The organism is Candidatus Peregrinibacteria bacterium (genome assembly GCA_030700255.1).
Classification (GTDB): Bacteria; Patescibacteriota; Gracilibacteria; order UBA1369; family JABINC01; genus JABINC01.
This window is the reverse complement of the sequence record JAUYJN010000042.1, coordinates 18584-42581: the sequence shown is the minus strand read 5'-3', so window position 1 is coordinate 42581 and position 23998 is coordinate 18584. Positions and strand designations below refer to the sequence as shown.

Below are 23998 nucleotides of genomic sequence, written 5' to 3'. Positions count from 1 at the left end.
GTATCATTTTGAGTTCTGCATATTACGACATAAATAATCTTAGTATGCCAGGCATTAGGTATATAATCAGCAGGGCAGGGAATATACAGAACACCAATGGTATCGATATTTTAACTGCTGCTGTTTGGCTCAACTCTTGCGCCCTTTGTTTGCGGCGTGTTCGTATCAAATCAGATTGGATTTTTAGAGTTTCCGCTATGGATACACCTAGTTGTTTTGCTTGCTTGATAGCACTGACGAATTTCGTAAAATCATCAATAGATATTCTGTCAGCCATATTTTGCAAAGCTTCCTCTTGGCTTACACCAAATGATATCTCACCTTTAGTTTTGCTTGTCTCCTCTCCAAGCTCACCCTTTGTTTTGCTACTTACATAGTCAAATGCGTTGTTGAAATTGAGTCCGGACTCTATTGCCATCGTGAGTGCATCTATGAAATCTGGTAATTGCTTTTTTATTTTTCTATTTTTTAATCTTAAAATTCTGGTAAATATTGTTTCAGGAAGAAAGCATATTGTCAGATCCATGGCCAAATTTAAAAATATTCCTTTTAGAAATAGGCCGGTTACCAATATATATATAAAGAAAAAAATAAATGTGAAATTACAAAGGAATTGTTTGATTCTCATTATTTCCAAATCACTTAATTGTATGTCATCAAGTAAGTGAAGTTGTTTGTTTAATTTCTCTTTATTTGTAAATTTTTTGACAAACCATCCAGGTTGAGTGAATGGGAGCTTTGGTATCTTGTAAATGAATTTTATTAAACTTTGATCCATTTATAATTTTATATGAGTAATATTCCATATGAGTCGAAACCCTATGATTTCGAGCAATACGGCTAGTATCAAGAAGAATTGTCCGGTTATAGTGTCGTACATTGGAGCGACGTATTCTGGGCTTATTATAGAAAACATAAATAATGATAATGGAAATAGCATCGATACCAATATTCCTGAAAACCGCCCTTGTGCAGTGAATGTTTTTAAGTCGTTTTGTAATTTTACTCTTTCGCGAGTGACATCAGCGATGTTTTCTAGCATTTCGATAAGGTTGCCACCGATTTTGTATTGCATCAAGATACCATCTACTACTAGGTTTATATCCGAGTTATTTGCTTTGTTTTTTAGGTTGTTCAGGACTTCTTCCGTTGAAAAGTTATATTCAAGCTCTCTTACCGTTTCGGTTAGGTATCCTTTGATTGGACTTATAGATTCTCTGGATACAAATGATAATGCTTGCTCAAATGAGTAGCCTGCTTTCATTGCATTTGAAATGGCACGTACGGTTTCCGGTATTTGTTCGCTAAAGCGGCGCTTTCTTTTTATTTCGGCGAATTTTTGTACTATATATATGAAGGCCATCGGACTTACTGCAATGAAAAATGAGAATAAAAACTTAATTCCAATAAGCATGCAAAGTATGAAGATCAAGAATTCACATATCAGAAGAAAATATTTGTAAGAATAAATTTTATTTAAAGAAATCTTCATTTACGTCTATATTATAGTCTTTGAATTTTTTTATCATTTTCGGTATGAAGCCAGTCGGAACATGGGTCATGGTTTCTCTTGAATAGACAAATATATCATTGACTTTGTATTCAGTCGAATTGAAGTTTTTGTCTATTTCACTTATGTGTGTAATTCGTCTTTTACCTTCGACGTCACGCTCTTGTTGTATGATTATATCTATACTGCTTATAATTTGATTTCTAATAGCAGGCAAAGGTAAGTCTAGGTTTGCCATCAATACCATCGTTTCAGTTCTGATTAGCGCTTCACGTGGTGCATTTGCATGGACTGTAGTGAGCGAACCATCATGTCCAGTGTTCATCGCTTGCAGCATATCTATCGCCTCTGCACCTCTGATTTCACCAACTATAATTCTGTCCGGGCGCATTCGCAGGGCATTTTTGAGTAAGGTACGGATGGCTATTGATCCTTTACCTTCCATATTTGCAGCTTTGCTTTCCAGACGAATCAAGTGAGGTAAGTCTAGTTTTATTTCGGCGGCATCTTCTATAGTTATTACTCTTTGGTCCTTTGGTATTAAGTTCGCGCACACATTGAGTAGGCTTGTTTTACCGGATCCGGTTCCACCGGATATAATCATGTTTTGCTTTGAAAGAATGCAGTAATATAGGAATTCAGCCATTTTGTCTGAGAGTGAATTGAATTTTAGCAGGTCTGCGATTTCAATAGATTTTTCCGGAAATTTTCGAATAGTTAAAATCGGCCCAGTGAGGCTTAATGGAGGTATGATTGCATTCACACGTGATCCGTCAGGTAGGCGTGCATCAACTAGTGGGCTTGATTCATCTATTCGACGACCAATTCTACTTACGATTCTATTAATTACTTGCAGTAGGCTTTCATCTGATTGGAATTTTATGTCGGTTTTTTGTAGTTTGCCGTTTTGTTCTACGAAGATATCATCTTTTCCATTGACCATAACTTCAGTGACTGTACTGTCTTGCATCAGAACTTCAAGTGGCCCAAGTCCGGTGATTTTATTTATGATATTCGTTACTATTATCTTTTTAATTGAAGTCGGTAGGATGTAGTTACCTTCTTCGATTAACTTCATAGCCTCTTTTTCCAGCTCAAATTTATTGAATGATTCGGACTTTTTTATAGAATGAAAAAGCTTTTTGTGTAAAGCCTCCTCTATTTCATGAATTGTTTGTTCAGAAGTAATCATTAAGATAAAATTTTATCCAATATTGTTTCTGTTTTTTTTGATAATTTGGATGGTCTGTCTACATATGGAGTTGAAAACGCTATATTGTCCCAGGCGCCTTCATTGTCAAATGGTAGTGTGTACGCGACCTCTTTCTTGAAATAACTTTGGAAATCCTTTTTGCTTATCGATGCTGGGGTTTGATTTATGATCAATTGTTTTTGAGTTTGCGGTAATTTGCGTTCCAACTCTTCAGTCAATTGATTTGTTTTCACTATGCTTTGTGGATCTAGGTTTGAAGTGATAATAATTTGAGTTGCGCTATATAGTACAGCATCTCTCTCCTGGAAATCATTGCTTAGATCTATTATGATATTTCCATAGATCATAGCAGCCGTCCTTATAATCTCTGATATTCGTTCACCGCTTAGGTCACTTAACTCCTTTGTATTGCTTGGTGAAAGTAAAATCGAGAGGTTGTTTTTTCTGTAAGTAAGAGCTTGGTAGGTTTTGATGACGTCTTCTTTGTTTTCTAAGAAATTTATCACATGCGTGAAGTTTTTTTCATTATCTATGTCAAAAAATGTGTGTGCATCAGGATATCTTGTCAGTTGAATGAATAGGGTGTTAGTTCTTTTGGATGCCAAATAGGCCATATTGCTTGCTATCAATGTTTGACCAGTCCCGCCTTTGGCTGAGGTGAATGCGATAATCTGTTTGTGGGATTGGGTATTGTTCATGTTTATTGTGTGAGAACTATAGTTATTGCAAGGCTTTGTGATTTTGCATATAACAGATTTCGACTTTCATCGCTCGTTACTTTTATTGTTATATAATTTGAAGAACTGTTTCTCTCGTCCCTTACGAAATCAATGACCTCGACTGATTCTACTATAAATACCGTATCATCAATTCCTCTTTTCGGGTTGCTGACGAGTACGCTGAGGCGATCTCCTTTGATTAACTGTGGGAGTTTACTTTCCAGCCATTTCCCATCTATAGTAAATGCCACTTCATTTTCGTTGAGTTCTATTGCCATGGAATCGGCTTTTATAAATCTTTTCACATCCTCTGGTGTGATAATTGCATGGCCTGGTATTGTTTGTATTGCATATAGCCCTATCAATTCATCTTTGTTTGTATAGTAATCACTTGGGAGTTGGTCTCTCGTGAATTCATCAGTAGCGAGGTTTGAGTCGATAATTTGGGAGGCTTTTGCTAATTCGTTATTACTTACGATGACGCTTATCAGTTCTGCGTTGTATTCAGTTTTTGCATTATGGATGATCAGCCATATGAAAAATATCACAAGGGTGATTAGTAATATTATTTTTCGTTTTTTCTTACGCTTCTTGAAATACTGCTCCCAACTTAAGGTTGTTTTTGGGGCCGCCGCCTTTAACTTTTTTTGTAATTCTTTATATTCCATTATTTAATACCGATTAGAGCTATTGACTCAGCAGTGACTTGTTGGTTTTGAATTCCAAGCATAGAGGTGAAATATAGTTCATGTATAGTACCTAAGTCAATTTTAATTGATATATTGGAGTCTCCAGGTGAATAATTGTATGGGAATACAATATCTTCTTGATTTAGGTTAAAGTTATTGGAATTGTTTAAGGTTATGTATTCGGATGCTTTGCTTTTTGGGCCTGAGCTTGCGGCAAGTTGATCTCTATCTGTATCGTCTAATGCATCGAGTATATTTTCTGGCACTTCAAATTCTGGGTCGGCGGCCAGTTTTGCATTTACTATATCCACTATTTCATCTCCTACCATTGACGCTCCGGCATTAGCGGCGTTATCGGCTATTGATTGAAGTTTTGCTTTTTTTACGAAAACCATGCCTCCATCTATGACCAAACCGGTGAGAATAAGTACGGCCGGAATCATAACGATTGCAATAGTTAGTGCATTTGCATTTTTAGATTTCAATTCTTGCAGTTGCTTGAGAGGTTAAGGTAATATCGTTTGATATTATATTTAAAATAAGTAGTGGCATAGTATATTCAATTCGAATTGTTAATTCATCTCCTCTGTTTCGAGTGGCTTCGGATTCCGGGATGATTTGGATAGTAATTCGACTATTACTCTCATCTATAAACTCTGTGGCAGCTTGTATAGCACCCTCTATTTGAGAGTTCTCGTTTGTAAGTGCGCCAACCCTGGCTCCTTCTCTTGCAGCATAGGTTATGGTTTGTTGTGCGGAAAGGGCGATCCCAATTTCATAGATTCCAAAAAGTAGAATGATGATCAATGGGAAAATCACAGCAAACTCTACCAAGGCTTGCCCTCGTTTATTTATGATGAGTTTAAACATGGGTTTTGTCTACTACGAACCAAATGAATCTACAATGTTTTGGAATGTCGTTCTTAGAGTTGTACCAAGTAGAGTGACTGTTACGACAGCGATTACGGCAATCAATGCAAGGATAAGTGCGTATTCAGACATAGCTTGTGCCTTTTTATCCATAAGGCGAAGATATAGTGTGCAAAGTTGTAGTTTCATATTAGGAGGGGTTATATAATTAGAGAATTATCTCTATTGTAGTTGTTGTTTTTTTTGGGCCTATTGCGATCCGCCAAGGTTTTAGTTCATTTATTCTTTTTAATTCATTTCCATCTTTATCTTGGAATACGATAGCGAGCCTGTGTTTTATGCCGAATGTATGAACGGCTCTACACTTAGGGAAAGTTATTGTCTGCCCTTTTTTAGGATTTTTCAAGTTTTTTATCCCAAGGAGTCGACTTAAAAACGTATCTGCAATAATGTGTTTTGTTGGTCCCATTGTGTACCGAATCATATAATGGTGTGTTTTTTTTGTGAAATAAGACGGCTTGACATTTGCCGTGAACGTGTCGCTCCGCCACATCGACTTGGTATGTTGGCCACTGGAGCCATTTTCCTCGTTGGCGCGTCAAGCCTACATAATTGAAAAAATATTAAAAAAATGGTAAAATTTACAGATTTAATAAGTTATTACTTTGAAAGAGACACTTCTAACAATTGGTACAGCTCTGTGGAGTTTTATTCTGACTCATCCTGTGATTTTCATTGCGATTTTAATTTCAGCTTGGCTTTTACCAAAATGGATATTCCGTTCACTTGAATATTGGTATACGAGGTTTCATCGCAACGACACTGTTTACATGAAGGTTATTTTGCCAAGGAAGGACTCGAAGCTTGATAAAGAGAAAGAGACTGAAAAAGATTTCAAAGAGAAGATTGCTGTGATGGAGCAGTTTTTTCGTAATATACATGAAATTCGTGAGCTTAATCTGTGGAATCAACTTAAATCATATATTTTTAATCATGATTCGGTTTCATTTGAGTTAGTGCTGCAAAATAAAGAATTATATTTTTATGTGGTGACGTATAAGTATTTTAAAACGCTTGTTGAAAAACAAATTACTTCATATTACCCGGATGCGGAGATTACTTATGAGGATGATTATAAGGTTGGAAATGAGGGGGATAGTACAAAAGGTTATTATTTGTATACTAAGGGTGAAGATCATTTGCCAATTCGTACTTACAAGACGCTTGAAAATGACGCTTTGAATGATCTTACGAATGTGTTCTCCAAACTTCAAGAGGATGAATTTGCCTCTGTGCAAATTATAGTGAATGCTCTTGCGAAGGGTTGGGGAAAGAAGGCTGAGAAAAAAGGTGAGATGATGTTCAAAGGGCAGGGGAGCAAATCTTTTTGGTCCAAAATACCCGTTATAGGTTTCCTCAATTCTATTCTAGTAGGTGCCGTACTTGGTGCGGATCAAGTTAAAACAAATGCTCCCGGCGCCGACTCCGGAGATAGTTATGTGCGTATGTTGCAGTCACGTGAGGAGGTCGCGAAGAAGGTTGGTGAAAAAGCGCTTCAAGTAGGTTTTGATACTACAATACGTGTAGTTGCGTCATCTAAGACGAAGAATAGAACAGAGGATATTTTAAATAACTTGGTCGTGGCGTTCAATCTTTTCAATGAGCCGGAGATGAATTATTTTCAAAATAGGCGCTCTCTCCTTCCATTAGATTTTGTGAGCACACCACTTATATTGCATGGTTATAAGCTGCGTCTTCGTAAGTTTTTCAATAAGGTTTCTCTTATGGTGCCGGAAGAGTTGGCTTCTATGTATCATTTCCCTTCGACCAAATACAATTATACTCCAACGATTAAGTGGTTATCTTACTCTATTCTTCCGGCCCCTACGAATTTGCCTACAGAAGGGGTTGTCCTTGGTTATAATGTCTTTAGGGGGGAGAAACATGAAGTACGTATAATGAAAAATGATCGTACTCGTCATCAATATATCATTGGTAAATCCGGTTCAGGTAAATCTGCGCTTTTGAGTTATATGGCTCGTCAGGATATAGCGAATGGTGATGGAGTCTGTGTGGTTGACCCTCATGGTGATTTGATTGAGGATGTTTTGCATTATATTCCAAAGGAGCGTGCAAAGGATGTTATTGTTTTCAATCCATCCGATATGGATCGTCCTATGGGACTTAATATTCTTGAAGCTGATACCCCCGAGGAGATGGACCTTGTATCCAGTCAGGCGACAGAGATATTTATAAAGCTGTTTGGTGATGAGATATTCGGACCTCGTATTCAGCATTATTTCCGTAATGCATGTTTGACTTTGATGGAAGACAAGGAGGAGGGTGCTACCCTTATAGATGTACCACGTATGTTCACGGATGATGATTTTATGAGATACAAGGTTTCAAAGGTTAAAAATCCAGTAGTTAAATCCTTCTGGGTACATGAGTATGCACATACTGCAGATCGTGAACGTCAGGAAATGATTCCATACTTCAGTTCAAAGTTTGGACCGTTTATTACGAATTCGATTATGCGTGATACGATTGGTCAAACTAAGTCTGCATTTAATTTTAGAGATGTGATGGATAATAAGAAAATTCTACTTATTAATCTGTCAAAAGGTAAGATAGGGGATTTGAATACGCAGCTACTCGGACTTATTGTTGTGGCACGTATTCAGATGGCTGCTATGTCTAGAGCTGATATTCCGGAGGATGAGCGTAAAGATTTCTATTTATATGTGGATGAGTTCCAAAATTTCGCTACAGATTCATTTTGTGAAATTCTTTCTGAGGCTCGTAAATATCACTTGGCATTAATTATGGCTCATCAGTATATAGGGCAGCTGACTGTTTCCAAATTTGGTAATTCCAGTACGAAAATTCGAGATGCCGTTTTTGGTAATGCCGGTACTATAGTATCTTTCAAAGTTGGTGCTGAGGATGGTGAGTATTTGGAGAAAGAATATTCTCCGGTGCTTTCACAGCAAGACATCATTGGAATCGCTAAGTATAAGGCTTATATTAAGCTCAGTATAGATAATAGTCCAACAAGGCCATTCTCATTGCAGACAATTTGGGATACTACCGGTAAGAATGCAAAGATTGCGGAAATAGTTAAACAGTATTCGCGTATGAAGTATGGTCGTAAAAAGGAATTCGTTGATCAAGAAATTGCAGCTCGTATAGGTATTGATTTAAATGACGATAGCGCCGCTGTACTCGGCGAACTGGGAAAACCTCCCGGGTCTGAGTCCAAAGCGCCCGAGGGTGCCAATGGTGACCCTGCCGGAGGTATGCTTGGTGCAATCGGGGCAATGGCTGCATCAGCTATAAAGAAGCCTGAAGATGATAAAAAAGATGATTCTAATATTACTAAAGATGCAGATACTAATGATGCTGCACAAGATAACAAATAATTATGAATTATAATGATGAAAATTTGGATAAAGATTTGTTAGAACAACGTAATCGACTAATGTCGTACGTGCCAAATGATTCATTGAATCTTGATTCCTCCGGCACTGTTCAGTTGAAAATAAGTATTCTTGTGACTATGTTTACACTTCTAGTAGTAACAGTTGGGGCTTGGCTTACATTTAATAGTCATGCCTCATCTTTTCAGACAAGCACTGTCAAAATGGATTCAATCTATAATGAAATGGGTGATGTTCGTGGTGAAAATACAGACGTATATATGGAACTTAAAAAAACTCAGACAGAGCTTGCTTCTGTTCAGGCTTCACTTGAAAACCTTAGCGATAGAATTAGTGAATTGGATTCAGATGAAGCTTCTCAAATAAAAGTTGATATTGAGGCTTTAAGTAAAAAATTCCAAAATCAATCTTTAGTAAAATCCGCTACTCAGAAGGATGGGCAGATCGTTCTTCAGTATCCGGAAGACATGGTTAATATATTGATAGTAGGTTCTAATTCAGGGCTAACTGATACTATCATGGTAGCCTCTGTAAACCCCAGTACTCAAAAAATCACTCTTATATCAGTACCTAGAGATCTTTATGTAAATGGACGTAAGATAAATGCGATATATACTCATCATGGAGTTGAGCGTTTGGAGCGGGCTTTGGAGGATATACTTGGTTTGAAAATAAGCGAATATATAGCGGTTGATTTAAAATCATTTCCGAAGATTATTGATACTATTGGAGGCGTTGATATATATGTAGAAAAAGATTTGGCAGATTATCAATATCCTACTGCAAATAAAGGATATCAGGTATTCAGTATTGCTGCCGGTCAGCATCATATGGATGGAGACGCGGCCGAAAAGTACGCGCGTAGTCGTAAATCAACTTCTGACTTTGATCGTGCTAAACGCCAGCAGCAAGTTATAGAGGCGTTGTATCGTAAAGCTAAAGAATTAAAGATTGCTGATGACAAAACAAAGGCTATTGAAATGTACAATACTCTCAAAGAATATGTTCACACAGATTTGGATATTTTCTCTACACTTGCTTATGCAAAAATGTTTAAAAACTATGAGATAGAAAGAAATAATGTCCTTACTAGTTCAAATTATTTGTACAGCATGATTAACGTCAGCGGAGCCTATATTCTCCTTCCAAATTCCGGTAATTACGACCAGATCAAAAGCTATGTATTTGAATTGGTTGTGGAGTAAATATTTTTACTGCGCCAATATGGCTTTTACATCATTTACAGCAATTCAAGGCTAAAAAATTTGACTTAGAGAGGTTTCTTAAGTAGAGTGCGTGAGCCTTCTTTTAACGCGGAGTGGAGCAGTGGCAGCTCGTCGGGCTCATAACCCGGAGGTCACAGGTTCGAATCCTGTCTCCGCAACCATTTAGATATCAAAAAGGCCCCGTATGCGGGGCCTTTTTATTTTGGGTGATTTGAGCAGTAGGGGCTCGGTTATTTTTTGACTGGTCCGGCGTCTTTCTTTTTCTTCCATGCATAGATTCCGAATCCTAAAAGTAGTAGTAGGATTAGCCACCAGAATTTAAGAATTATAGTTGCCAGTAGTACTACAACTATTCCAAGTATCAATGATACGAAGAATACTACGGCTTGCAAAGCCTTTCCAAGTCCCGGAAGTACATTGAGTAGCATAAGTACCGGAGATACTATAAGTGTTAGTCCTGCTGCGAACATAAGTGCGGCAGCGGCTTTTAGTATCCAGAATAAGGTACTCTCTTCACCTTGTAATTTAGCAAGTAAAGCGTCATTACCAAGGTCAGTAACGATAAAAGTACTTCCGCTTGATACACTATCTCCTAAGTAGTCACCGACAACGAGTAGGGTAGTTGCATCACTTGGTACGAAACCCATAGTTTTGTGACGATAAGTTCCAACTACACATTCTCCTGAGTTGAAATTACCTTCTTTTGATAATTCAGTAAGTTGTAGCTTGTTCATAGCAGCACTTGGATTTACTTTGATACCTCCTACTGTAAAAGTAGCCCATTCTTCCAGAGGTTCTCCTTTCCATACGTTTCTTTCTTTTTCTATAGTTTGTTCAACATCTTGACCGTCTCTTTGTACAACCTTTGTTTCATTGTACGTTTCCATTTCACATCTTTCATCCAAATAACTGTAATAAAGGGCGTCTCCACCAGTTGGTGCTACGATCGCATAGTCTTGTACATTTATTGGCCCTTCGAACTTTACAGTCCCTTCAACTAATGCTGAAGCCTCACTCATAGGGACCGCTTCAACTACTTTTGAGTGTTCTGTGAAGTTTTCTGAAAACCACATTACACCGAACGATCCGAAAAAGAGGATGAGTCCAAGGACAACACCTCCAACAGACTTCATAAGGTTTCTAAAATAACGTGCTATAGGATTGCTAGATCCGAGTACGCGTTCAGAGACCACGCGCCCACCTCCAGGTGGCGTTCCCATTCCAAAGTTTTGCTGCATAGCATTTTGGGTTAATTTGTATTTTGGTTTTTTTTGTGATTTAGCTTGTTGCCAAGCTGTTTTACAGCATAGTTGATTATATTTTGTGTTCAACTAAAAGTCAAATGAAATTCTTATTTATTTTATTGTTATGAAAAAGTGTAACTTTTGTGCTGTACTCGTATTTGAATGTCGTACACAAATGATCCTTTACACATCGTGTTTCTCCGTAAATTGAGAATAAAATATATTTCTTTTTTAGTTTAACGTGGTATTATCGGCTTTGTATGGAAGAATTAACAAAAGAACAGGAAGAACTTTTGATAGAGTCAGCTAAAACTTCTGAAGAGGGGTTTGGCACTCTATATGAACGTTATTTTAATATGGTTTTCCACTATATTTTGAAACGTACAGGAGATATTGAGCTTGCGGCTGACCTTACGTCTGAAACTTTTATGAAGATTTTGCATTATTTGCCAAAATATAAAGTTACAGAAGTTCGGTTTTCTTCTTGGATATACCGTATAGCTACAAATCAAATCAATCAACATTTTAGGAAGAAGAGTTTTATTTCAATAGGTTTCTTTTTACCAAGTATGGAGCCTGTTAGTTTTGAAACTGCAGATGAAGATATGAAGCAATGGGAAGAAGAAAAGCAAAATAAGGTTGAATTCACACTTATGATGGAATACGTTAAAAAACTCAAAGATATCGATCAATCAATAATTACATTAAGATATTTCGAAAATAGAAAGTTCTCTGAAATCAGTGAAATACTAAATTTGAGAGAAGGAACCATAAAAGTACGTATGAATCGTTCTCTTAATAAGCTGAATAGATGGATGAAAGGTGAAACACAATAAAATTACTTGTACTAAAAAATTGTTCAAAAAAATATGAATGACGCAAAGACAAAATTAGGCCAGATGAAAGCATATGAATATGACGCTTCAAAATTCAAATTGGAATTGAAGAGAAAACTTATGCAAGAATATCATGCTCAATATGGTATTGAAGAAGACTTTAGGGCGCAGGCTCCAGAGAAGAAGTCATTCTTCAATTTCAATAAGCTGGTATTTACGCCTATTATGGCGATTTTGGTTTTGGCAGTATTTATATCTTATGAATATGTTAATAAGCCGATGACGGCTTATGCTTATCTTAAACAAGTTGAAAAACATAATAGTGATCTTAAAGATGGTGTGAAAGTTCATACAATACATACTGTTAATGGTTATACTCTTGATGTAGAGGTTCTTCGTGATAAAGATGGGAATTTACAGGTAAATGTTTCTCAAGAAGGAAACACAGTTGAAAATTTTGTTATGCATGATGGCGTGTTATATGTAAAAGAAGATGTAAAGCCTGTTGTTGAAATGATGGCAGAGGCTGCTTTTGTTGATAACGTTGCGACAGATAGGGCTGATGAGTTGACTTCGATTTTGAACTCTCTCGTACTTGCCGATCTCGCTGATCCTCAAGATGAATGGAAAGATATTATGACTAAAGATGATGTTACATTTACAGAAGAAGAAAACGGACTTGTTCGTATAGCTTATGAGGAGAATTTTGATGGAAAAGTGTTTATAAACGAGCTATCTTTTAGAGATTTCGCTCCTGTAAGCAAAATCCGTAAACAAAAATTCGCAGATGATGTGAACAGGTCTATGATTGCAAGAAATGACGTTGAAACGATTGAATATCGTGAGCTCCAAGCTATAGAGCACAAAGTTAAAAAGCCAAGTGAATACGTAGTATTTGTGCAGAATAAAGAATTTAATAAAAAGATGTCTGAATTTGTCGATACGGATATTGATGATCTTGTACGTGAATATAACGATTTATCTGATAAAGAATCTTATTTTGCTTGGGATAGAAAAGAACTAGCCCTTCCTGTAGTCGAGCCTGAGGTTGCCGCTATAATGTCTGATATTGCACAGCCGACAATAGAGCATGAACTTCCAACGATAGTTGCACCTACTTTGGTTGGAATGCCGGGTACCATTGAGACTATGGAATTGCCTAAAGTTGCTCCCGGTCATAAGACTTTGGTACGTGATGCTTATTTAGAGAATGTTTTCTATGATTTGCTCAAAGATGATGAACAACCAAAAACGGCTCCACCGACTGAAGGGCGTTTCGATGGTGATGAGGCGCTAAAGATCATAGAGGCACCATATGTTGATGTGATTACTCCTTTAGAGAAGGTTATTCCTGTGTCAGATCCACACGTTATCGATTTACCAAAAGACGACCTTATTGATAAGCATTTGGACGTACCTATCTCAGATGTTCCCGTCCCAGTGGATGGTGTTGTTGATTTAATAGATCATTCTATTCCTGAACCCTATATGGCTGAACCAATGGATAAGCCCTTGGATGGTGTGGAAATTAATGCAACCAAAACCCCATCTTATATGGAGCTTCTTGAAAATAGAGAAACTATGCAGGATGATCTGGCTAATCGTAGATTTCAACTTCGTATGCAACAACAGACTGAAGAATTGAATCCAACTGATCGAGTGTTTGTACCTACTCCGCCTAAGAGTGAATTTAAGAAAGTGGAGTAGGTATCTTATTTTTGCGTTTAACTATAAACGTTGCTCCTCCGACTAGTATCAGTAATCCTATTAATAATAGTATTACGTTTTGGTTACCATCTAATTTTAAGATTGTAGCCACTGTACCTTCGCTTATTGAGAATTCAAATGTAGTATCATTACTTTTTATCTCTGTGTTCGGATCAACTGAATATAGCCATACAGTGTGGTCTCCCGGCTCGAATACCGCACTATCCGGAGGAGATACTTCGAAGTAACCTTCCGCATCTGTCATTACAGCTGATGAAACGATAAGACTTTGCCAATATACTTCAACAATACTTCCGGGGTTTGCATAACCTCTTATGGTATTTTTTTGACCTTTTTCATAATATTGTAATTTGAGTTTCTCTATTTTTGCTGCACGTTGTTCCGGAGTTAGTTCTAGGGTTTTTTCTAATTCAGCATTGCTATCTAAAGTTATCTCGTTTATACTTTCAACAGTTGGAGCTTTGGCAATTTCTGTGTATACTGCTTCATCGACAATTGTTATTTCGATCGGAGCGATGTAGTCTATCGACATTCTATTGTTGTTGAAAACACGTGCTGAGATTCTCTGTCTACCTAGTGGCAATTCGTACGCCGGTTCGAATATGAATTTATTTCCACCGGTCGCTATTACTTCACCCATTTCTATCGCAACTCCGGTTATTTGGTCTCTGTAGTAGAAAACAACTGTTGAATGTTCAGGGGCGTTTCCTTTGATCAATGGCGTTTTGTCCAGTATGACCTCTCCATTTTTGATATTGATTATACGTGCTTTTTTTGTACTTCTAATTAATTCACCGGCTCTAAGCCTTCTTTTTCTTTGACTGAGGGTGTTTCGATAATCAAAAATAACTTCGCCATCTGAGAATCCATTGTTAAATGAATTGTTGGTTGTTGGGTCTGTACCTTTTATTAGTTCGACAGCATCTGCGATACCATCAAGATCTGTATCTTGATATCCAGTCTCTATTACAATCCCCGTTTCTTTCGTGAAAAAAGCTTCCGCATTATTCTTACTTGAAATTGTAGTACCAGCCGGTATACCTAATTTTTTCTGTACGAAGTCAGACATACCATTTTTATCCGTATCCCAGTTATTTGGGTCTGTTTCACCGGGATCAATAGAACCATTATGGTTGGGATTTTCATCACCATCTAAAAGTCCGTCTCCATCAGAATCATCATTAGATGGGTCTGTACCTGCGCGTCTTTCATCCTTATCAGAGATACCATCAAAATCAGAATCAGGTTCTGTTGGGTCTGTACCATATAAATATTCCTCTTTATTTGTAAGTCCGTCTCCATCAGAATCCAAATTCGCCAGCTCTACCACTTCCCCTAAATTATCTACCTCTAAATTATATGCAGCTTCAAAGAAGTCAGGTAGTCTATTGTTATTATTGTCGTCGTTATCATCATCATCAATGACATATGGTTCTTCACTTGGTTGTTTCGTAGTAGTTGATCCCTCTTCAACGATTGGTTCGTAAATTACTGTGTTTTCTGTAGGTTCTTCTCCCGGCTCTTCGATGACTTCATATATAACTTCCGGTTTCATATCTTCTTTTATTACTTCAGGTACAACTTCCGGTTTCATATCTTCTTTTATTATTTTAGGTACAACTTCTGGTTCTACCGCCACTTCTTTTTGTGGGGCATTGGAATCAATAAATTTTGCACCCGGGTGATTTTGGATTGCTATAGCTGCGTAATTAAAAGAGTCGATAATTTGCCCAGGTCCATATAGTTTGGAACCAACTAAGCTAAGGTTTTTGTTTATGAACTTCATACATTCAGGACTGAAGTCCATCATTTTTTTGAATTCCATTGTGAATGCTTCTGCTGTGAATGCTTCTGGACTATTAAATGATGGTTTGCCCATGTATCTAGTAAAGTTTTGGCAAGAAGGGTCTTGACCGGTCTTATGCAGTACGTTTGCACTTGCCGTAAGTATTGCGCGTAAGTCATTTCCTTCATATTCTTTGGCTTGATCTCTATATAGTTGAAGTAAGGCGTCATCTTCTGCTGCTGCTAAATTTATAGGACTAGCTAAGCTCACGATCAATAGCGTAAGGGTTGAGAAACTCGCAATCTTCTTAAAAATATTTTTTATTTTCATGGTTTTGTTTGTTTTGCATTTAATTTATCGTGTAATTCTAGCACATTCATTGTTTTTTTGCAATGATTTGAAAGATTGGTTTACCTTCACTTCGATATCTTTTTTCAAATTGAGTTGGGATGTTGTTTTCATCGTCTTCTAGGTTTTCGTTGGTAGACATGATTTCTATTTTACTGTTCTCCAATTGCTCTAACGTGTATCTATACATATTCTCATTATCTGTTTTTAGGATAAATTGACCATTTTTTTTAAGAATTTTTTCATATATTTTTATGAATTTAGCGGTGGTCATACGGTTTTTTGTATGTCTTTTTTTTGGCCAAGGGTCGGGGAAATTCATAAATACTGTATCAATTTGTTGTTCATTAAAGATTTGATCTAGAAATTCGACTGACATTCTGATTATTGTTGTGTTTTCTATGTTTTTTATAGTGGCTTCATCCAAAGCATCCAAGATTCTTTCTTCTTTTACTTCTATTCCAATAAATGTTGTTTCCGGTTCTCTCAGGGCTATTTCATTTAGAAATTCGCCATTACCAATTCCAACTTCTACGCATATACGTGTTTTTTTATCCTTGGTACGTTGTTGAATAAGGGCTTGTAGGTCATTTTTTAGCTGTAATCGAAGATTGTTATCGTAAGTTGAATTATCTATTAAGATTTTCTCCGGATAATTGAAAATTTCTTTTTTTGCTTCGAGTTTTGAACGTCTTCGCGGTCTCATATGTATATTTATTTAGTGTACTTCGTGATTGTATGGTTAAAACAGCTTGCAATCAATCTTAGAAATTCCTAAAATAGGCGAGCCTTTAGATTTAAGGCTTTCTTTGAGGGTACATAATAATGTGGCAGGGTAGCTCAGGTGGTTAGAGCACGGGACTCATAAGCCCGGGGTCGGCGGTTCAAGTCCGCCTCCTGCTACCATATGTTTTAGTACTTAAATGGATTTTCCGTGAAGAAAAATGCCCACCATCTGCCAGGGTTGGATAATTTATTGAGTCTGGTAGTTTTTTCAGTGTTTAAATCATCCAGTTCAAATACTTCTATTTTTGCTGAAGGTGGAATAACGATCACTTCTTCGCCAGGATTTATACGATTTAGATTTTGTTTGGCGATTTTATCTTTGTATTCGAGTGAGGTGTAGTATTCATAACTTTTTATCTTTTTTTCTAATTCATTTTGAATTTTCAAATTATCTTGTTCGTATTTCTCTATATGCGTGTTGATACTGTAGTTTCTGTAAATTGAAAGGGTCAATCCATAAAGCATGTAAGCGATCATGCAAAAACCGACAATTATGATTGCCATTATCGTATTTGATTCTTGTGAGGCACCGCGTATCGACATTGAAATGTTTTTTGTGAATTTGCGTATTTGAATTTACTACAAGTCATTTTATTTATCTAGTTTTTTTGTATTTGTTTGGTAGAATTCAACTTGATTTCTTAAATTTTGCATTCATGAAAAAGAAAGAGTTTTTTTATAAAGGGCGGCATATACATATGGTTGGGGTTTCCGGCATTGGTATGAGTGCATTGAGCGCTTTTCTTCTTGATAAAGGTTGTAAAGTGACAGGTAGCGATACTGTACAAAGTAATGACATACCATCTAAAGTGAAATTTTTGGGAGAACAATCTGAGAAAAATATAAAGAAGGGTATTGATTTGGTGATAGCTTCCCATGCTATATCTATAGATAATGAAGAACTTAAAAAGTCTCTTGATTTAAAGATACCTGTTTTGACTTACCCTGAAGCTGTTGGTCGTCTGACTGATGGATTTAAATTGATTTGTGTTAGTGGTACGCATGGTAAATCAACAACTACCTCTATGCTTTCAAGGATTTTAATAGATGCAGGGTTGGATCCAAATATTATCGTTGGTACTCGTGTACCTGAGCTTGATGGCAAAAATTACCGTATCGGTAAGTCGAATTTGTTTTTGTTGGAATCCTGTGAATATAAGGAATCTTTTTTACATTACCACCCGGATGTTCTTGTAATTACAAATATTGAGCCGGATCATTTGGACCATTATGTGACAGAGGATAATTATTTTAGGGCATTTAAAGAGTATTTGGAAAATGTGAAGAAGGGTGGGGTTGTTATCGCAAATGGTGATGATGCACCGAGTCTTGATGTAATCGAAGGATATGAAGGGCATAAAGAGATAGTTTCTTTTTTGAACAATGCACCTTTGAACCTGAAGGTGATTGGTAAGCATAATCAGTATAATGCATGGCATGCTATTTTTGCCGCTAAATCACTGGGTGTAAAAGAAGAAGATGCGATAAAATCACTTGAGAAATTTGAAGGCACATGGAGAAGACTTGAATATAAGGGGGATTTTAATGGTGCGAAAGTTTATGATGATTATGGACATCATCCAACAGAGGTTACGGTAACTCTGAGCGCTTTAAAGCATGAGTTTCCTCATAAAAAGATTGTATGTGTTTTCCAACCTCATCAGTATTCTAGAATGATTTCATTTTTTGATGAATTTGTTGAGTCGTTACAAGCTGCTTATTATGTGATTATCCCCGATATATATGAGGTGCGTGATGCAAAGGAAGATATAGATGAAGTGGACGTTGATGAATTTGTTCAAGCAATTAATGAATACGAGGGTATTGATCGTGCTGTAAATGGTGAAGGGTTAGATAATACTGCAAATATTCTAAAAAGAATACTAACGCATAATGACATTTGTGTGATTATGGGAGCTGGAAATGTTACTCAAATTTGTGACTTACTACTTAAGTAAGTTAGAATTAAATGCTGTCTTACGTCGAACACTACATCAGCTAAAAAAATTGTAAAGCAAGATTTTTTTATTATGATTTGCGCCACTTTACTCCGTCCGGAGTGTCTATAAGTTCGATACCTTTTTCTGCTAATTCATCACGAATACGATCAGCCTCTGTATAGTTTTTTTCTTTCCTTGCTGTTTCACGCATTTGGATCATAGCATCTACTTCAAGGTCTATTAGCTCCTCACCTTGCTTTTCTTCGACAATACCTAGTACCCCGTCAAATTCTTTTATTATTTGCAATACTTCCATAGCGTTTTGTACTGACATGTTTTTTTCAGCCATGAATATATTTATTTCTTTGATTAGAGAAAATATTGTTGCGAGAGCTGATGGTACTTCGAAGTCGTCATCCATAGATTTTTCGAATTCTTCCTTTGCTGATTTGATGAGTTTATTTACGTTTGCATTGTTTTCAGAGTTTGATTCGTATGTTTTTAAATTGAATACGAAATCGTTTAAGCGTTGTAATGTTTGTACCGCCTGCTCGAGCTGAACGTCAGAAAAATTTATCGGGCTTCTGTAATGTGTAGAGATTAGAAATAACCTTACGGCAAATGGATTATATTTTCTGAAAATATCTTTGAGTGTGAAGAAATTGCCGAGACTTTTGCTCATTTTTTCATTATCTATTTGTATGAAACCATTGTGCATCCAGTATTTAGCATATTGTTTCCCTGTTGCAAGTTCGCTTTGGGCTATTTCACATTCATGATGAGGAAACGTTAGATCCAGTCCTCCGGCATGTATGTCAAAAGTCTCGCCGAGTAGTTTCATACTCATGGCACTGCACTCTATATGCCAGCCCGGACGACCCTTGCCCCATTTACTTTCCCAACCAGGTTCTCCAGGTTTTTCAAATTTCCACAGTACGAAGTCCTGATGATTATGTTTGTCTGTTCTTTCTTCAACTCGTGCACCAGCTCGTAGGTCTTCTAATTTCTGTCCTGATAATTTCCCGTATTCGGAATCTTTTGCAATGTCATAGTAAATTCCATCTTCGAGTTTGTATGTAATACCTTTTTCTTCCAGAGCCCTTATTATATCGATCATTTCTTCAATAAAATCAGTTGCCTTTGGACTTACATCCGATGGAAGGATATTTAATTTCCCATAATCTTCGGCGTAATGTGGGATTATTTTTTCTGATAATTCTTTTACTGAGATCCCATCTTCATTTGCACGGTTTATCATTTTGTCATCTATATCAGTGTAATTTGAAACAAATTTCACTTTATAGTTTCTGTACATGAAGTATCGACGTATAACGTCGAACGCGACTGCGCTCCGCCCATGTCCTAAATGTGCGAAATCATAAACTGTAGGGCCACAGAGGTACATACCAATATTACTTTCATTTACAGGTATGAAGTCTTCTTTTTTCTTTGTTAATGTGTTGTGTATCTGCATTGTAAAATTAATACATCATTGAATTGACGATCATGATCAGTAAGTCGATTGCAAATATAGCAACGATTGGAGATATATCAATCATGCCGATTGGCGGTATGTATTTTTTGAAAAACCCCATGATTGGTTCAGTTACATCTCTTATAAAAAGATAAAATGGACTGGTTTTATTTATTTTTATCCATGAGAAAATCACTCGTATAATTATTGCAACTGAGAGTAGTTTTAGAAGTACGTTGATGAATGTAAGTATAGGGTTCAATTCCACATCATTATAAAATACGCTATCGTATTTTAGCGATGGGGACAACTTAAGTCGAGATTAAATACTTTTATTTTTTAAGCGTTTTTTCTTCTTCTGTAAAAGATGTCTACAAGTAGAAGTGAGCTTAAGAGTATAAACCAAATTTCCGGACCTGTTTCCGGAGTTCTCGCAGGGAGTTCTTCGAGGACGACCGGGTCTTCTAAGCTGGCCCCGAGCTCAGGAGCGGGTTCTATGGCTTGCGCCACTATAAGGTCGCTTATTGGACCTGGATTGCCATCTGAGTCGATAGCTTGTATACCAAAGTAATTTGGTTCTCCATTTGCCAGGTAAGGTATGTACCATGTAGTACTCGAATCAAATGTAGTTGCTTCAAATGTAAGATCCTCCGGGTCAGGCCCATATGATATTTTGTAATTTGTAATGTATGTGTCATCCTCTGCGCTGGCCCATGTTAGAGTTACACGTTGGTCTGATCCTACAGTATCAATCTCTACGACTTGCGATGGTATGAGAATTTCATCTTCCACAACTTGAAGTATAATATGTTTAGGGAAATTCCCTTCATTTCCAATGTTGTCTTTGAGCACAAGATCTATTTCATATTCACCACCTTTTGATGGAGCTTTGAACATACCTGTGTATTCACCAGGCATATCAATATTTTCAGTTAATTTGATTATTCTATCTTCTACTATCAATGAAGCTGATCCTAAGTTTGCTTCCGAGTTAAGTTTCGCATTGATGTCAGAATCAATTTGTACCGCATCTTTTTGATCTATTTCAAAGGCTTCAATCATAGGTGCAACCGTATCTATTGTCACTGTCACTTTGCTTGATCGTCCTATCATCTTGTCAGTTGCATCTACACTTGTTACAAAGAACAAATGGTCACCATCTTCTACGTTTTGTAATGTAATATCAAATCCTCCATCATTGTCGGAAGTGATTTCTTGAAGAACTAAATCATTATCTGTTATTTGTAATTTTGTGTTTGGAGCAGCGGATCCACTTATCTTTACTTCATTCGAATTATAAGACCCTGTAGAGGGTGAAGTTAAGTTAACTTCTTTACTTACTCCAACTACAGGAAGTAATTCAGTTGGCGTTATTTCAAATTCCACTTCGCCTTTTACTGCGAAACTGTCTATGTCGTTTACGCTTAAAATTTGAGTGCCTTCTATTTTAAAAGTTACTCCAAGTGCGAAATCGTGAACCCCTAAGTCTTCGTTTGTGAATGTGTAATCCTCAGGTAAGCTTGCATTTTCATCTGTTGCAGAAAATCTTATTGTACCTGTGTAGTTTGGAACGACATTACCAAGTTCGTCTACTGCGGATACACTTATTGATGCACTTAGATTTTTTTTGATTTCTCCATTCATATCGTTATCTCCATTCTCATCTTTTAGTTCTATGATAAGTTCATAAACTTCTCCTATATCGGTAATACTGGATAAAAATATGCTAGCATCTTCGAAGTAATTGTCATATGAGAGGTCACTACCTCCAATAGCTTTTATGTCATCCGGCGCAATAAATGCTATTTTTGTTCTGGCATCTAGCGTTATATTGTCAGAGGTGTCTATTGCGGAGAGAGTACTCATGCCGCTTTTCTCTGAATTGACAAGGAATGCGATAGCTCCATTATCATCTGTATAAGGTAATTGTGATAATAGTTGGATGTCGTCTTCACTGCGGCTAGATAAAAGTTCAATTGAATGTCCTTTTATAGGGTTGCCAAAATTATCAACCAATTTCACTTCTGCTATTATGTTTTCAAAGATTCCGGCTTCTGCCGTTTTTCTATTAACTGTTAATAAAGATTTATTTACTGATAAATCCCCAGGATAAACTGTAAATGAACATTTATTTCCAAAATCCTCGTTTTGTTCTGCAAATTTTGCTGAAATCGTATAATCACCTGATCTCTGTAAATGATAATCCGCTACGCTCGTTGCGAGACTTCCCGCATCATTGCTTTTTTCTTGTAGGTATACTTTTCCTCCGCTTGGAGTCGATAGCATTAAATTGATCTCTGTGTTTTTTAAAGTGTTTATTTCAATATCCGTATCATATCCGGCAATTGTGTCGTTGCATTTTACTGTTACCGGGCTTTTTGTTTTTGCAAAAACAGGGCTGACACCCAACCCAACTATCATAACTATTGCGACTATACTGCTAAGTAACTTTTTCATATCTTTTTGTGATTTGTTTTTATTTTCAATTCATTATAGCACTTAGTTGCAATTCTTTCAAAGAGTGTGGTTCTATCACGATATGAAATTGGCGTTACGTCAAGATGAAGTAGAAATTGATAAGTTAGTTTAAGTTTGCTAGAATCCAACGGACAAAATCTAATATCCAAATCGCATGCTCTTATCTTTAAAAAGATCGCTCTTAGTGTCCCTCGCCACCTTGATGGTTTTTACATCTATTAGTCCTGTTTTTGCAGATGAAAGCGTTGAGCCTGATTCACTCCCTGACTCCATAATAGAAATTCAGATTAATTCTGTAGATACTGTTGGAGTAGGGCGCAAGTTGATTCTTGACGCACGTAATTCTGTGCCACAGCCTAAGCTTGATGACTATGTATTCAAATGGAGCTTTGGAGATGGTTCAAATGAATTTGGCCCAGAAGTTGCTCATAATTATTCTAAGCCCGGTCTCTATGAGGTGCATCTGATTATCTCCGGAGAAGATCAAGAAGCTGAATTAACCAAGCAGATTTTCGTTTATAACAATAATATTTTGCTTGTAAGTGATTCATCTGTGAGAGAGGAGATGATCAATGGTTTTATGAAATCAGCAAGAGAGCAAAATACATTCGTAAATAATTTTCGTTCAGATGGTGGTGTTTCTGAGTTCCTTATAGAGGAAGAATTGCTTGTAAAACTTTCTGATGGTCAACAGCAGATCAAAGATGCGGATACTATAATGTTTTGGACGGAAGGTTCGCTTGGGGCGACACTTCTTTCTGCTTTGCGCAATACTTTACCTTCAACAATTATTGATTTTTCAAATAAAACTATAGTGTTTGTCACAAATAGTAATCTTCGGGGTCTTGAGAATATAGCTCAAGGTACTTTTGATAATACTCGTCCCAAGTATATAATTATTACTTATCCGGAGGCTCGTTACCCACTGCTTGAATCGCTTGATTTGAGTTCAGAAGACAGGGGGACTTTGACTGAAACGTTGGATGCTCGAGGCGTTGGATATGAAGTTATAGATACTAAAACTAAGTTTAAGATCCATCGTTTTATGTCATATTTTATTAATTATATGATAAATAATGGTGTTCCCAGTAATACGATTAAGCTTATATTGATTTTGTCAGTGATCGTTACAGTTGTTTCTTTTATGAAGCAGGTGATTGGGTTTGATACGCTTGGAGTATATACGCCATCGATGCTTGCGATTTCATTTATTGCACTTGATATATGGTTTGGACTTATGATCTTACTTACTATCCTCGTCGTCTCATTGCTTACGCGTAGATTTATGAAGAGGTATAGGATGATGTATATCCCACGTATGAGTATTGTAATGATTGTTATAAGTTTGTTGATTTTGTTTTTATTGGTGCTTACGACTTATTTCAATGTTTCAAATATTATCGCGATTTCGATCTTCCCAATGTTTTTGCTTATAAATGTAGTTGAAAGGTGTGTCAGTCTTGTCAGCGAAAAAGGTATGAAAGTTGCGACACAGGTTATTTTTGAAGTTTTATCGGTTTCTGTGCTTGCGTATTTCGTGGCAGATAGCGCATATGTTAGGACTATGATGCTTGCATTCCCAGAAATTGTATTTGCTCTGCTTTTTGTAAATTTCTTTCTTGGACGTTGGAAGGGGCTTCGGCTTATCGAATATATTCGATTCAGAGAGGTTTTCACTCATTATGCTGAAGAAGAATAATTATAAATATTG

General features: G+C 36.7%; 22 protein-coding genes and 2 tRNA genes. 8 read left to right on the top strand and 16 right to left on the bottom strand.

Features of this window, described 5'->3' with window-relative positions:
• Positions 1-22: 22 nt before the first annotated feature.
• Genes Q8P68_05445 through Q8P68_05405 form a run of 9 tightly spaced genes read right to left on the bottom strand, consistent with a single transcriptional unit; the run spans position 23 to position 5485 of the window.
• Positions 23-778, bottom strand: coding sequence for a type II secretion system F family protein (locus Q8P68_05445; GenBank protein MDP4008605.1), 756 nt, complete (start codon positions 776-778; stop codon positions 23-25).
• A complete protein-coding gene (locus Q8P68_05440) occupies positions 779-1492 on the bottom strand; it encodes a type II secretion system F family protein (protein MDP4008604.1) in 714 nt (237 codons plus the stop codon).
• Positions 1473-2702: a CpaF family protein gene (locus Q8P68_05435; GenBank protein MDP4008603.1), complete on the bottom strand. Its 1230-nt coding sequence runs from the start codon at positions 2700-2702 to the stop codon at positions 1473-1475. Before Q8P68_05435 ends, Q8P68_05440 begins: the two co-directional genes overlap by 20 nt.
• Positions 2702-3421 (bottom strand): AAA family ATPase, encoded by a 720-nt coding sequence (locus Q8P68_05430; protein MDP4008602.1) that lies wholly within the window; start codon positions 3419-3421, stop codon positions 2702-2704. Before Q8P68_05430 ends, Q8P68_05435 begins: the two co-directional genes overlap by 1 nt.
• Before the next feature lie 2 nt (positions 3422-3423).
• Positions 3424-4110 (bottom strand): hypothetical protein, encoded by a 687-nt coding sequence (locus Q8P68_05425; GenBank protein ID MDP4008601.1) that lies wholly within the window; start codon positions 4108-4110, stop codon positions 3424-3426.
• The gene (locus Q8P68_05420) at positions 4110-4616 is read right to left on the bottom strand and encodes a Tad domain-containing protein (GenBank protein ID MDP4008600.1); all 507 of its coding nucleotides are present in this window, start codon (positions 4614-4616) and stop codon (positions 4110-4112) included. The genes Q8P68_05425 and Q8P68_05420 overlap by 1 nt, the downstream gene beginning before the upstream one ends.
• Positions 4606-5001: a pilus assembly protein gene (locus tag Q8P68_05415; GenBank protein ID MDP4008599.1), complete on the bottom strand. Its 396-nt coding sequence runs from the start codon at positions 4999-5001 to the stop codon at positions 4606-4608. Before Q8P68_05415 ends, Q8P68_05420 begins: the two co-directional genes overlap by 11 nt.
• A gap of 12 nt (positions 5002-5013) precedes the next feature.
• Positions 5014-5190: a Flp family type IVb pilin gene (locus tag Q8P68_05410; GenBank protein ID MDP4008598.1), complete on the bottom strand. Its 177-nt coding sequence runs from the start codon at positions 5188-5190 to the stop codon at positions 5014-5016.
• 19 nt (positions 5191-5209) lie between these two features.
• Positions 5210-5485 (bottom strand): hypothetical protein, encoded by a 276-nt coding sequence (locus Q8P68_05405; GenBank protein ID MDP4008597.1) that lies wholly within the window; start codon positions 5483-5485, stop codon positions 5210-5212.
• A 181-nt stretch (positions 5486-5666) separates the two neighbouring features.
• On the opposite strand from Q8P68_05405, the gene Q8P68_05400 reads away from it, so the two are divergent.
• The 3 genes from Q8P68_05400 to Q8P68_05390 all read left to right on the top strand — a co-directional run bounded on the left by Q8P68_05400 (position 5667) and on the right by Q8P68_05390 (position 9828).
• Positions 5667-8423: a type IV secretion system DNA-binding domain-containing protein gene (locus Q8P68_05400; GenBank protein ID MDP4008596.1), complete on the top strand. Its 2757-nt coding sequence runs from the start codon at positions 5667-5669 to the stop codon at positions 8421-8423.
• A gap of 2 nt (positions 8424-8425) precedes the next feature.
• On the top strand, positions 8426-9646 hold the full coding sequence (locus Q8P68_05395) for an LCP family protein (protein ID MDP4008595.1): 1221 nt from the start codon (positions 8426-8428) through the stop codon (positions 9644-9646).
• Between the two features lie 107 nt (positions 9647-9753).
• Positions 9754-9828: transfer RNA gene (locus Q8P68_05390), tRNA-Met, on the top strand.
• Positions 9829-9897: 69 nt separating this feature from the next.
• Here Q8P68_05390 and Q8P68_05385 read toward each other — a convergent pair.
• The gene (locus Q8P68_05385; protein MDP4008594.1) at positions 9898-10905 is read right to left on the bottom strand and encodes a TMEM43 family protein; all 1008 of its coding nucleotides are present in this window, start codon (positions 10903-10905) and stop codon (positions 9898-9900) included.
• A gap of 266 nt (positions 10906-11171) precedes the next feature.
• Here Q8P68_05385 and Q8P68_05380 point away from each other — a divergent pair, with 266 nt between their 5' ends.
• Together Q8P68_05380 and Q8P68_05375 are read left to right on the top strand one after the other, a co-directional pair.
• Complete coding sequence (locus Q8P68_05380) at positions 11172-11747, top strand: sigma-70 family RNA polymerase sigma factor (GenBank protein ID MDP4008593.1); 576 nt, start codon at positions 11172-11174, stop codon at positions 11745-11747.
• Positions 11748-11780: 33 nt separating this feature from the next.
• A complete protein-coding gene (locus Q8P68_05375; protein ID MDP4008592.1) occupies positions 11781-13454 on the top strand; it encodes a hypothetical protein in 1674 nt (557 codons plus the stop codon).
• On the opposite strand, the gene Q8P68_05370 is transcribed toward Q8P68_05375, so the two are convergent.
• Both Q8P68_05370 and trmB read right to left on the bottom strand, forming a co-directional pair.
• Complete coding sequence (locus Q8P68_05370) at positions 13438-15591, bottom strand: LPXTG cell wall anchor domain-containing protein (GenBank protein ID MDP4008591.1); 2154 nt, start codon at positions 15589-15591, stop codon at positions 13438-13440. The genes Q8P68_05375 and Q8P68_05370 overlap by 17 nt on opposite strands.
• Before the next feature lie 46 nt (positions 15592-15637).
• A complete protein-coding gene (trmB, locus tag Q8P68_05365) occupies positions 15638-16315 on the bottom strand; it encodes a tRNA (guanosine(46)-N7)-methyltransferase TrmB (protein MDP4008590.1) in 678 nt (225 codons plus the stop codon).
• A gap of 123 nt (positions 16316-16438) precedes the next feature.
• Between trmB and Q8P68_05360 the strand changes: the two genes are divergently transcribed.
• Positions 16439-16515: transfer RNA gene (locus Q8P68_05360), tRNA-Met, on the top strand.
• 6 nt (positions 16516-16521) lie between these two features.
• Here Q8P68_05360 and Q8P68_05355 read toward each other — a convergent pair.
• The gene (locus tag Q8P68_05355; GenBank protein MDP4008589.1) at positions 16522-16938 is read right to left on the bottom strand and encodes a hypothetical protein; all 417 of its coding nucleotides are present in this window, start codon (positions 16936-16938) and stop codon (positions 16522-16524) included.
• A 113-nt stretch (positions 16939-17051) separates the two neighbouring features.
• On the opposite strand from Q8P68_05355, the gene Q8P68_05350 reads away from it, so the two are divergent.
• Complete coding sequence (locus Q8P68_05350; protein ID MDP4008588.1) at positions 17052-18353, top strand: cyanophycin synthetase; 1302 nt, start codon at positions 17052-17054, stop codon at positions 18351-18353.
• A gap of 70 nt (positions 18354-18423) precedes the next feature.
• Here Q8P68_05350 and cysS read toward each other — a convergent pair whose 3' ends face one another.
• The 3 genes from cysS to Q8P68_05335 all read right to left on the bottom strand — a co-directional run bounded on the left by cysS (position 18424) and on the right by Q8P68_05335 (position 22266).
• Positions 18424-19809 (bottom strand): cysteine--tRNA ligase, encoded by a 1386-nt coding sequence (gene cysS, locus Q8P68_05345; protein ID MDP4008587.1) that lies wholly within the window; start codon positions 19807-19809, stop codon positions 18424-18426.
• A gap of 7 nt (positions 19810-19816) precedes the next feature.
• Complete coding sequence (locus Q8P68_05340; GenBank protein MDP4008586.1) at positions 19817-20071, bottom strand: YggT family protein; 255 nt, start codon at positions 20069-20071, stop codon at positions 19817-19819.
• A 77-nt stretch (positions 20072-20148) separates the two neighbouring features.
• A complete protein-coding gene (locus tag Q8P68_05335) occupies positions 20149-22266 on the bottom strand; it encodes a hypothetical protein (protein ID MDP4008585.1) in 2118 nt (705 codons plus the stop codon).
• Between the two features lie 175 nt (positions 22267-22441).
• Between Q8P68_05335 and Q8P68_05330 the strand changes: the two genes are divergently transcribed.
• On the top strand, positions 22442-23986 hold the full coding sequence (locus Q8P68_05330) for a 7TM domain-containing protein (GenBank protein MDP4008584.1): 1545 nt from the start codon (positions 22442-22444) through the stop codon (positions 23984-23986).
• Positions 23987-23998 lie beyond the last annotated feature (12 nt).

Coding starts and splice junctions, on each gene's coding strand:
- Q8P68_05330 (MDP4008584.1), top strand. CDS start 22,442: ATGCTCTTATCTTTAAAAAGATCGCTCTTAGTGTCCCTCGCCACCTTG.
- cysS (MDP4008587.1), bottom strand. CDS start 19,809: ATGCAGATACACAACACATTAACAAAGAAAAAAGAAGACTTCATACCT.
- Q8P68_05445 (MDP4008605.1), bottom strand. CDS start 778: ATGGATCAAAGTTTAATAAAATTCATTTACAAGATACCAAAGCTCCCA.
- Q8P68_05425 (MDP4008601.1), bottom strand. CDS start 4,110: ATGGAATATAAAGAATTACAAAAAAAGTTAAAGGCGGCGGCCCCAAAA.
- Q8P68_05355 (MDP4008589.1), bottom strand. CDS start 16,938: ATGTCGATACGCGGTGCCTCACAAGAATCAAATACGATAATGGCAATC.
- Q8P68_05385 (MDP4008594.1), bottom strand. CDS start 10,905: ATGCAGCAAAACTTTGGAATGGGAACGCCACCTGGAGGTGGGCGCGTG.
- Q8P68_05415 (MDP4008599.1), bottom strand. CDS start 5,001: ATGTTTAAACTCATCATAAATAAACGAGGGCAAGCCTTGGTAGAGTTT.
- Q8P68_05375 (MDP4008592.1), top strand. CDS start 11,781: ATGAATGACGCAAAGACAAAATTAGGCCAGATGAAAGCATATGAATAT.
- Q8P68_05410 (MDP4008598.1), bottom strand. CDS start 5,190: ATGAAACTACAACTTTGCACACTATATCTTCGCCTTATGGATAAAAAG.
- Q8P68_05430 (MDP4008602.1), bottom strand. CDS start 3,421: ATGAACAATACCCAATCCCACAAACAGATTATCGCATTCACCTCAGCC.
- Q8P68_05335 (MDP4008585.1), bottom strand. CDS start 22,266: ATGAAAAAGTTACTTAGCAGTATAGTCGCAATAGTTATGATAGTTGGG.
- Q8P68_05405 (MDP4008597.1), bottom strand. CDS start 5,485: ATGATTCGGTACACAATGGGACCAACAAAACACATTATTGCAGATACG.
- Q8P68_05380 (MDP4008593.1), top strand. CDS start 11,172: ATGGAAGAATTAACAAAAGAACAGGAAGAACTTTTGATAGAGTCAGCT.
- trmB (MDP4008590.1), bottom strand. CDS start 16,315: ATGAGACCGCGAAGACGTTCAAAACTCGAAGCAAAAAAAGAAATTTTC.
- Q8P68_05350 (MDP4008588.1), top strand. CDS start 17,052: ATGAAAAAGAAAGAGTTTTTTTATAAAGGGCGGCATATACATATGGTT.
- Q8P68_05435 (MDP4008603.1), bottom strand. CDS start 2,702: ATGATTACTTCTGAACAAACAATTCATGAAATAGAGGAGGCTTTACAC.
- Q8P68_05395 (MDP4008595.1), top strand. CDS start 8,426: ATGAATTATAATGATGAAAATTTGGATAAAGATTTGTTAGAACAACGT.
- Q8P68_05370 (MDP4008591.1), bottom strand. CDS start 15,591: ATGAAAATAAAAAATATTTTTAAGAAGATTGCGAGTTTCTCAACCCTT.
- Q8P68_05440 (MDP4008604.1), bottom strand. CDS start 1,492: ATGAAGATTTCTTTAAATAAAATTTATTCTTACAAATATTTTCTTCTG.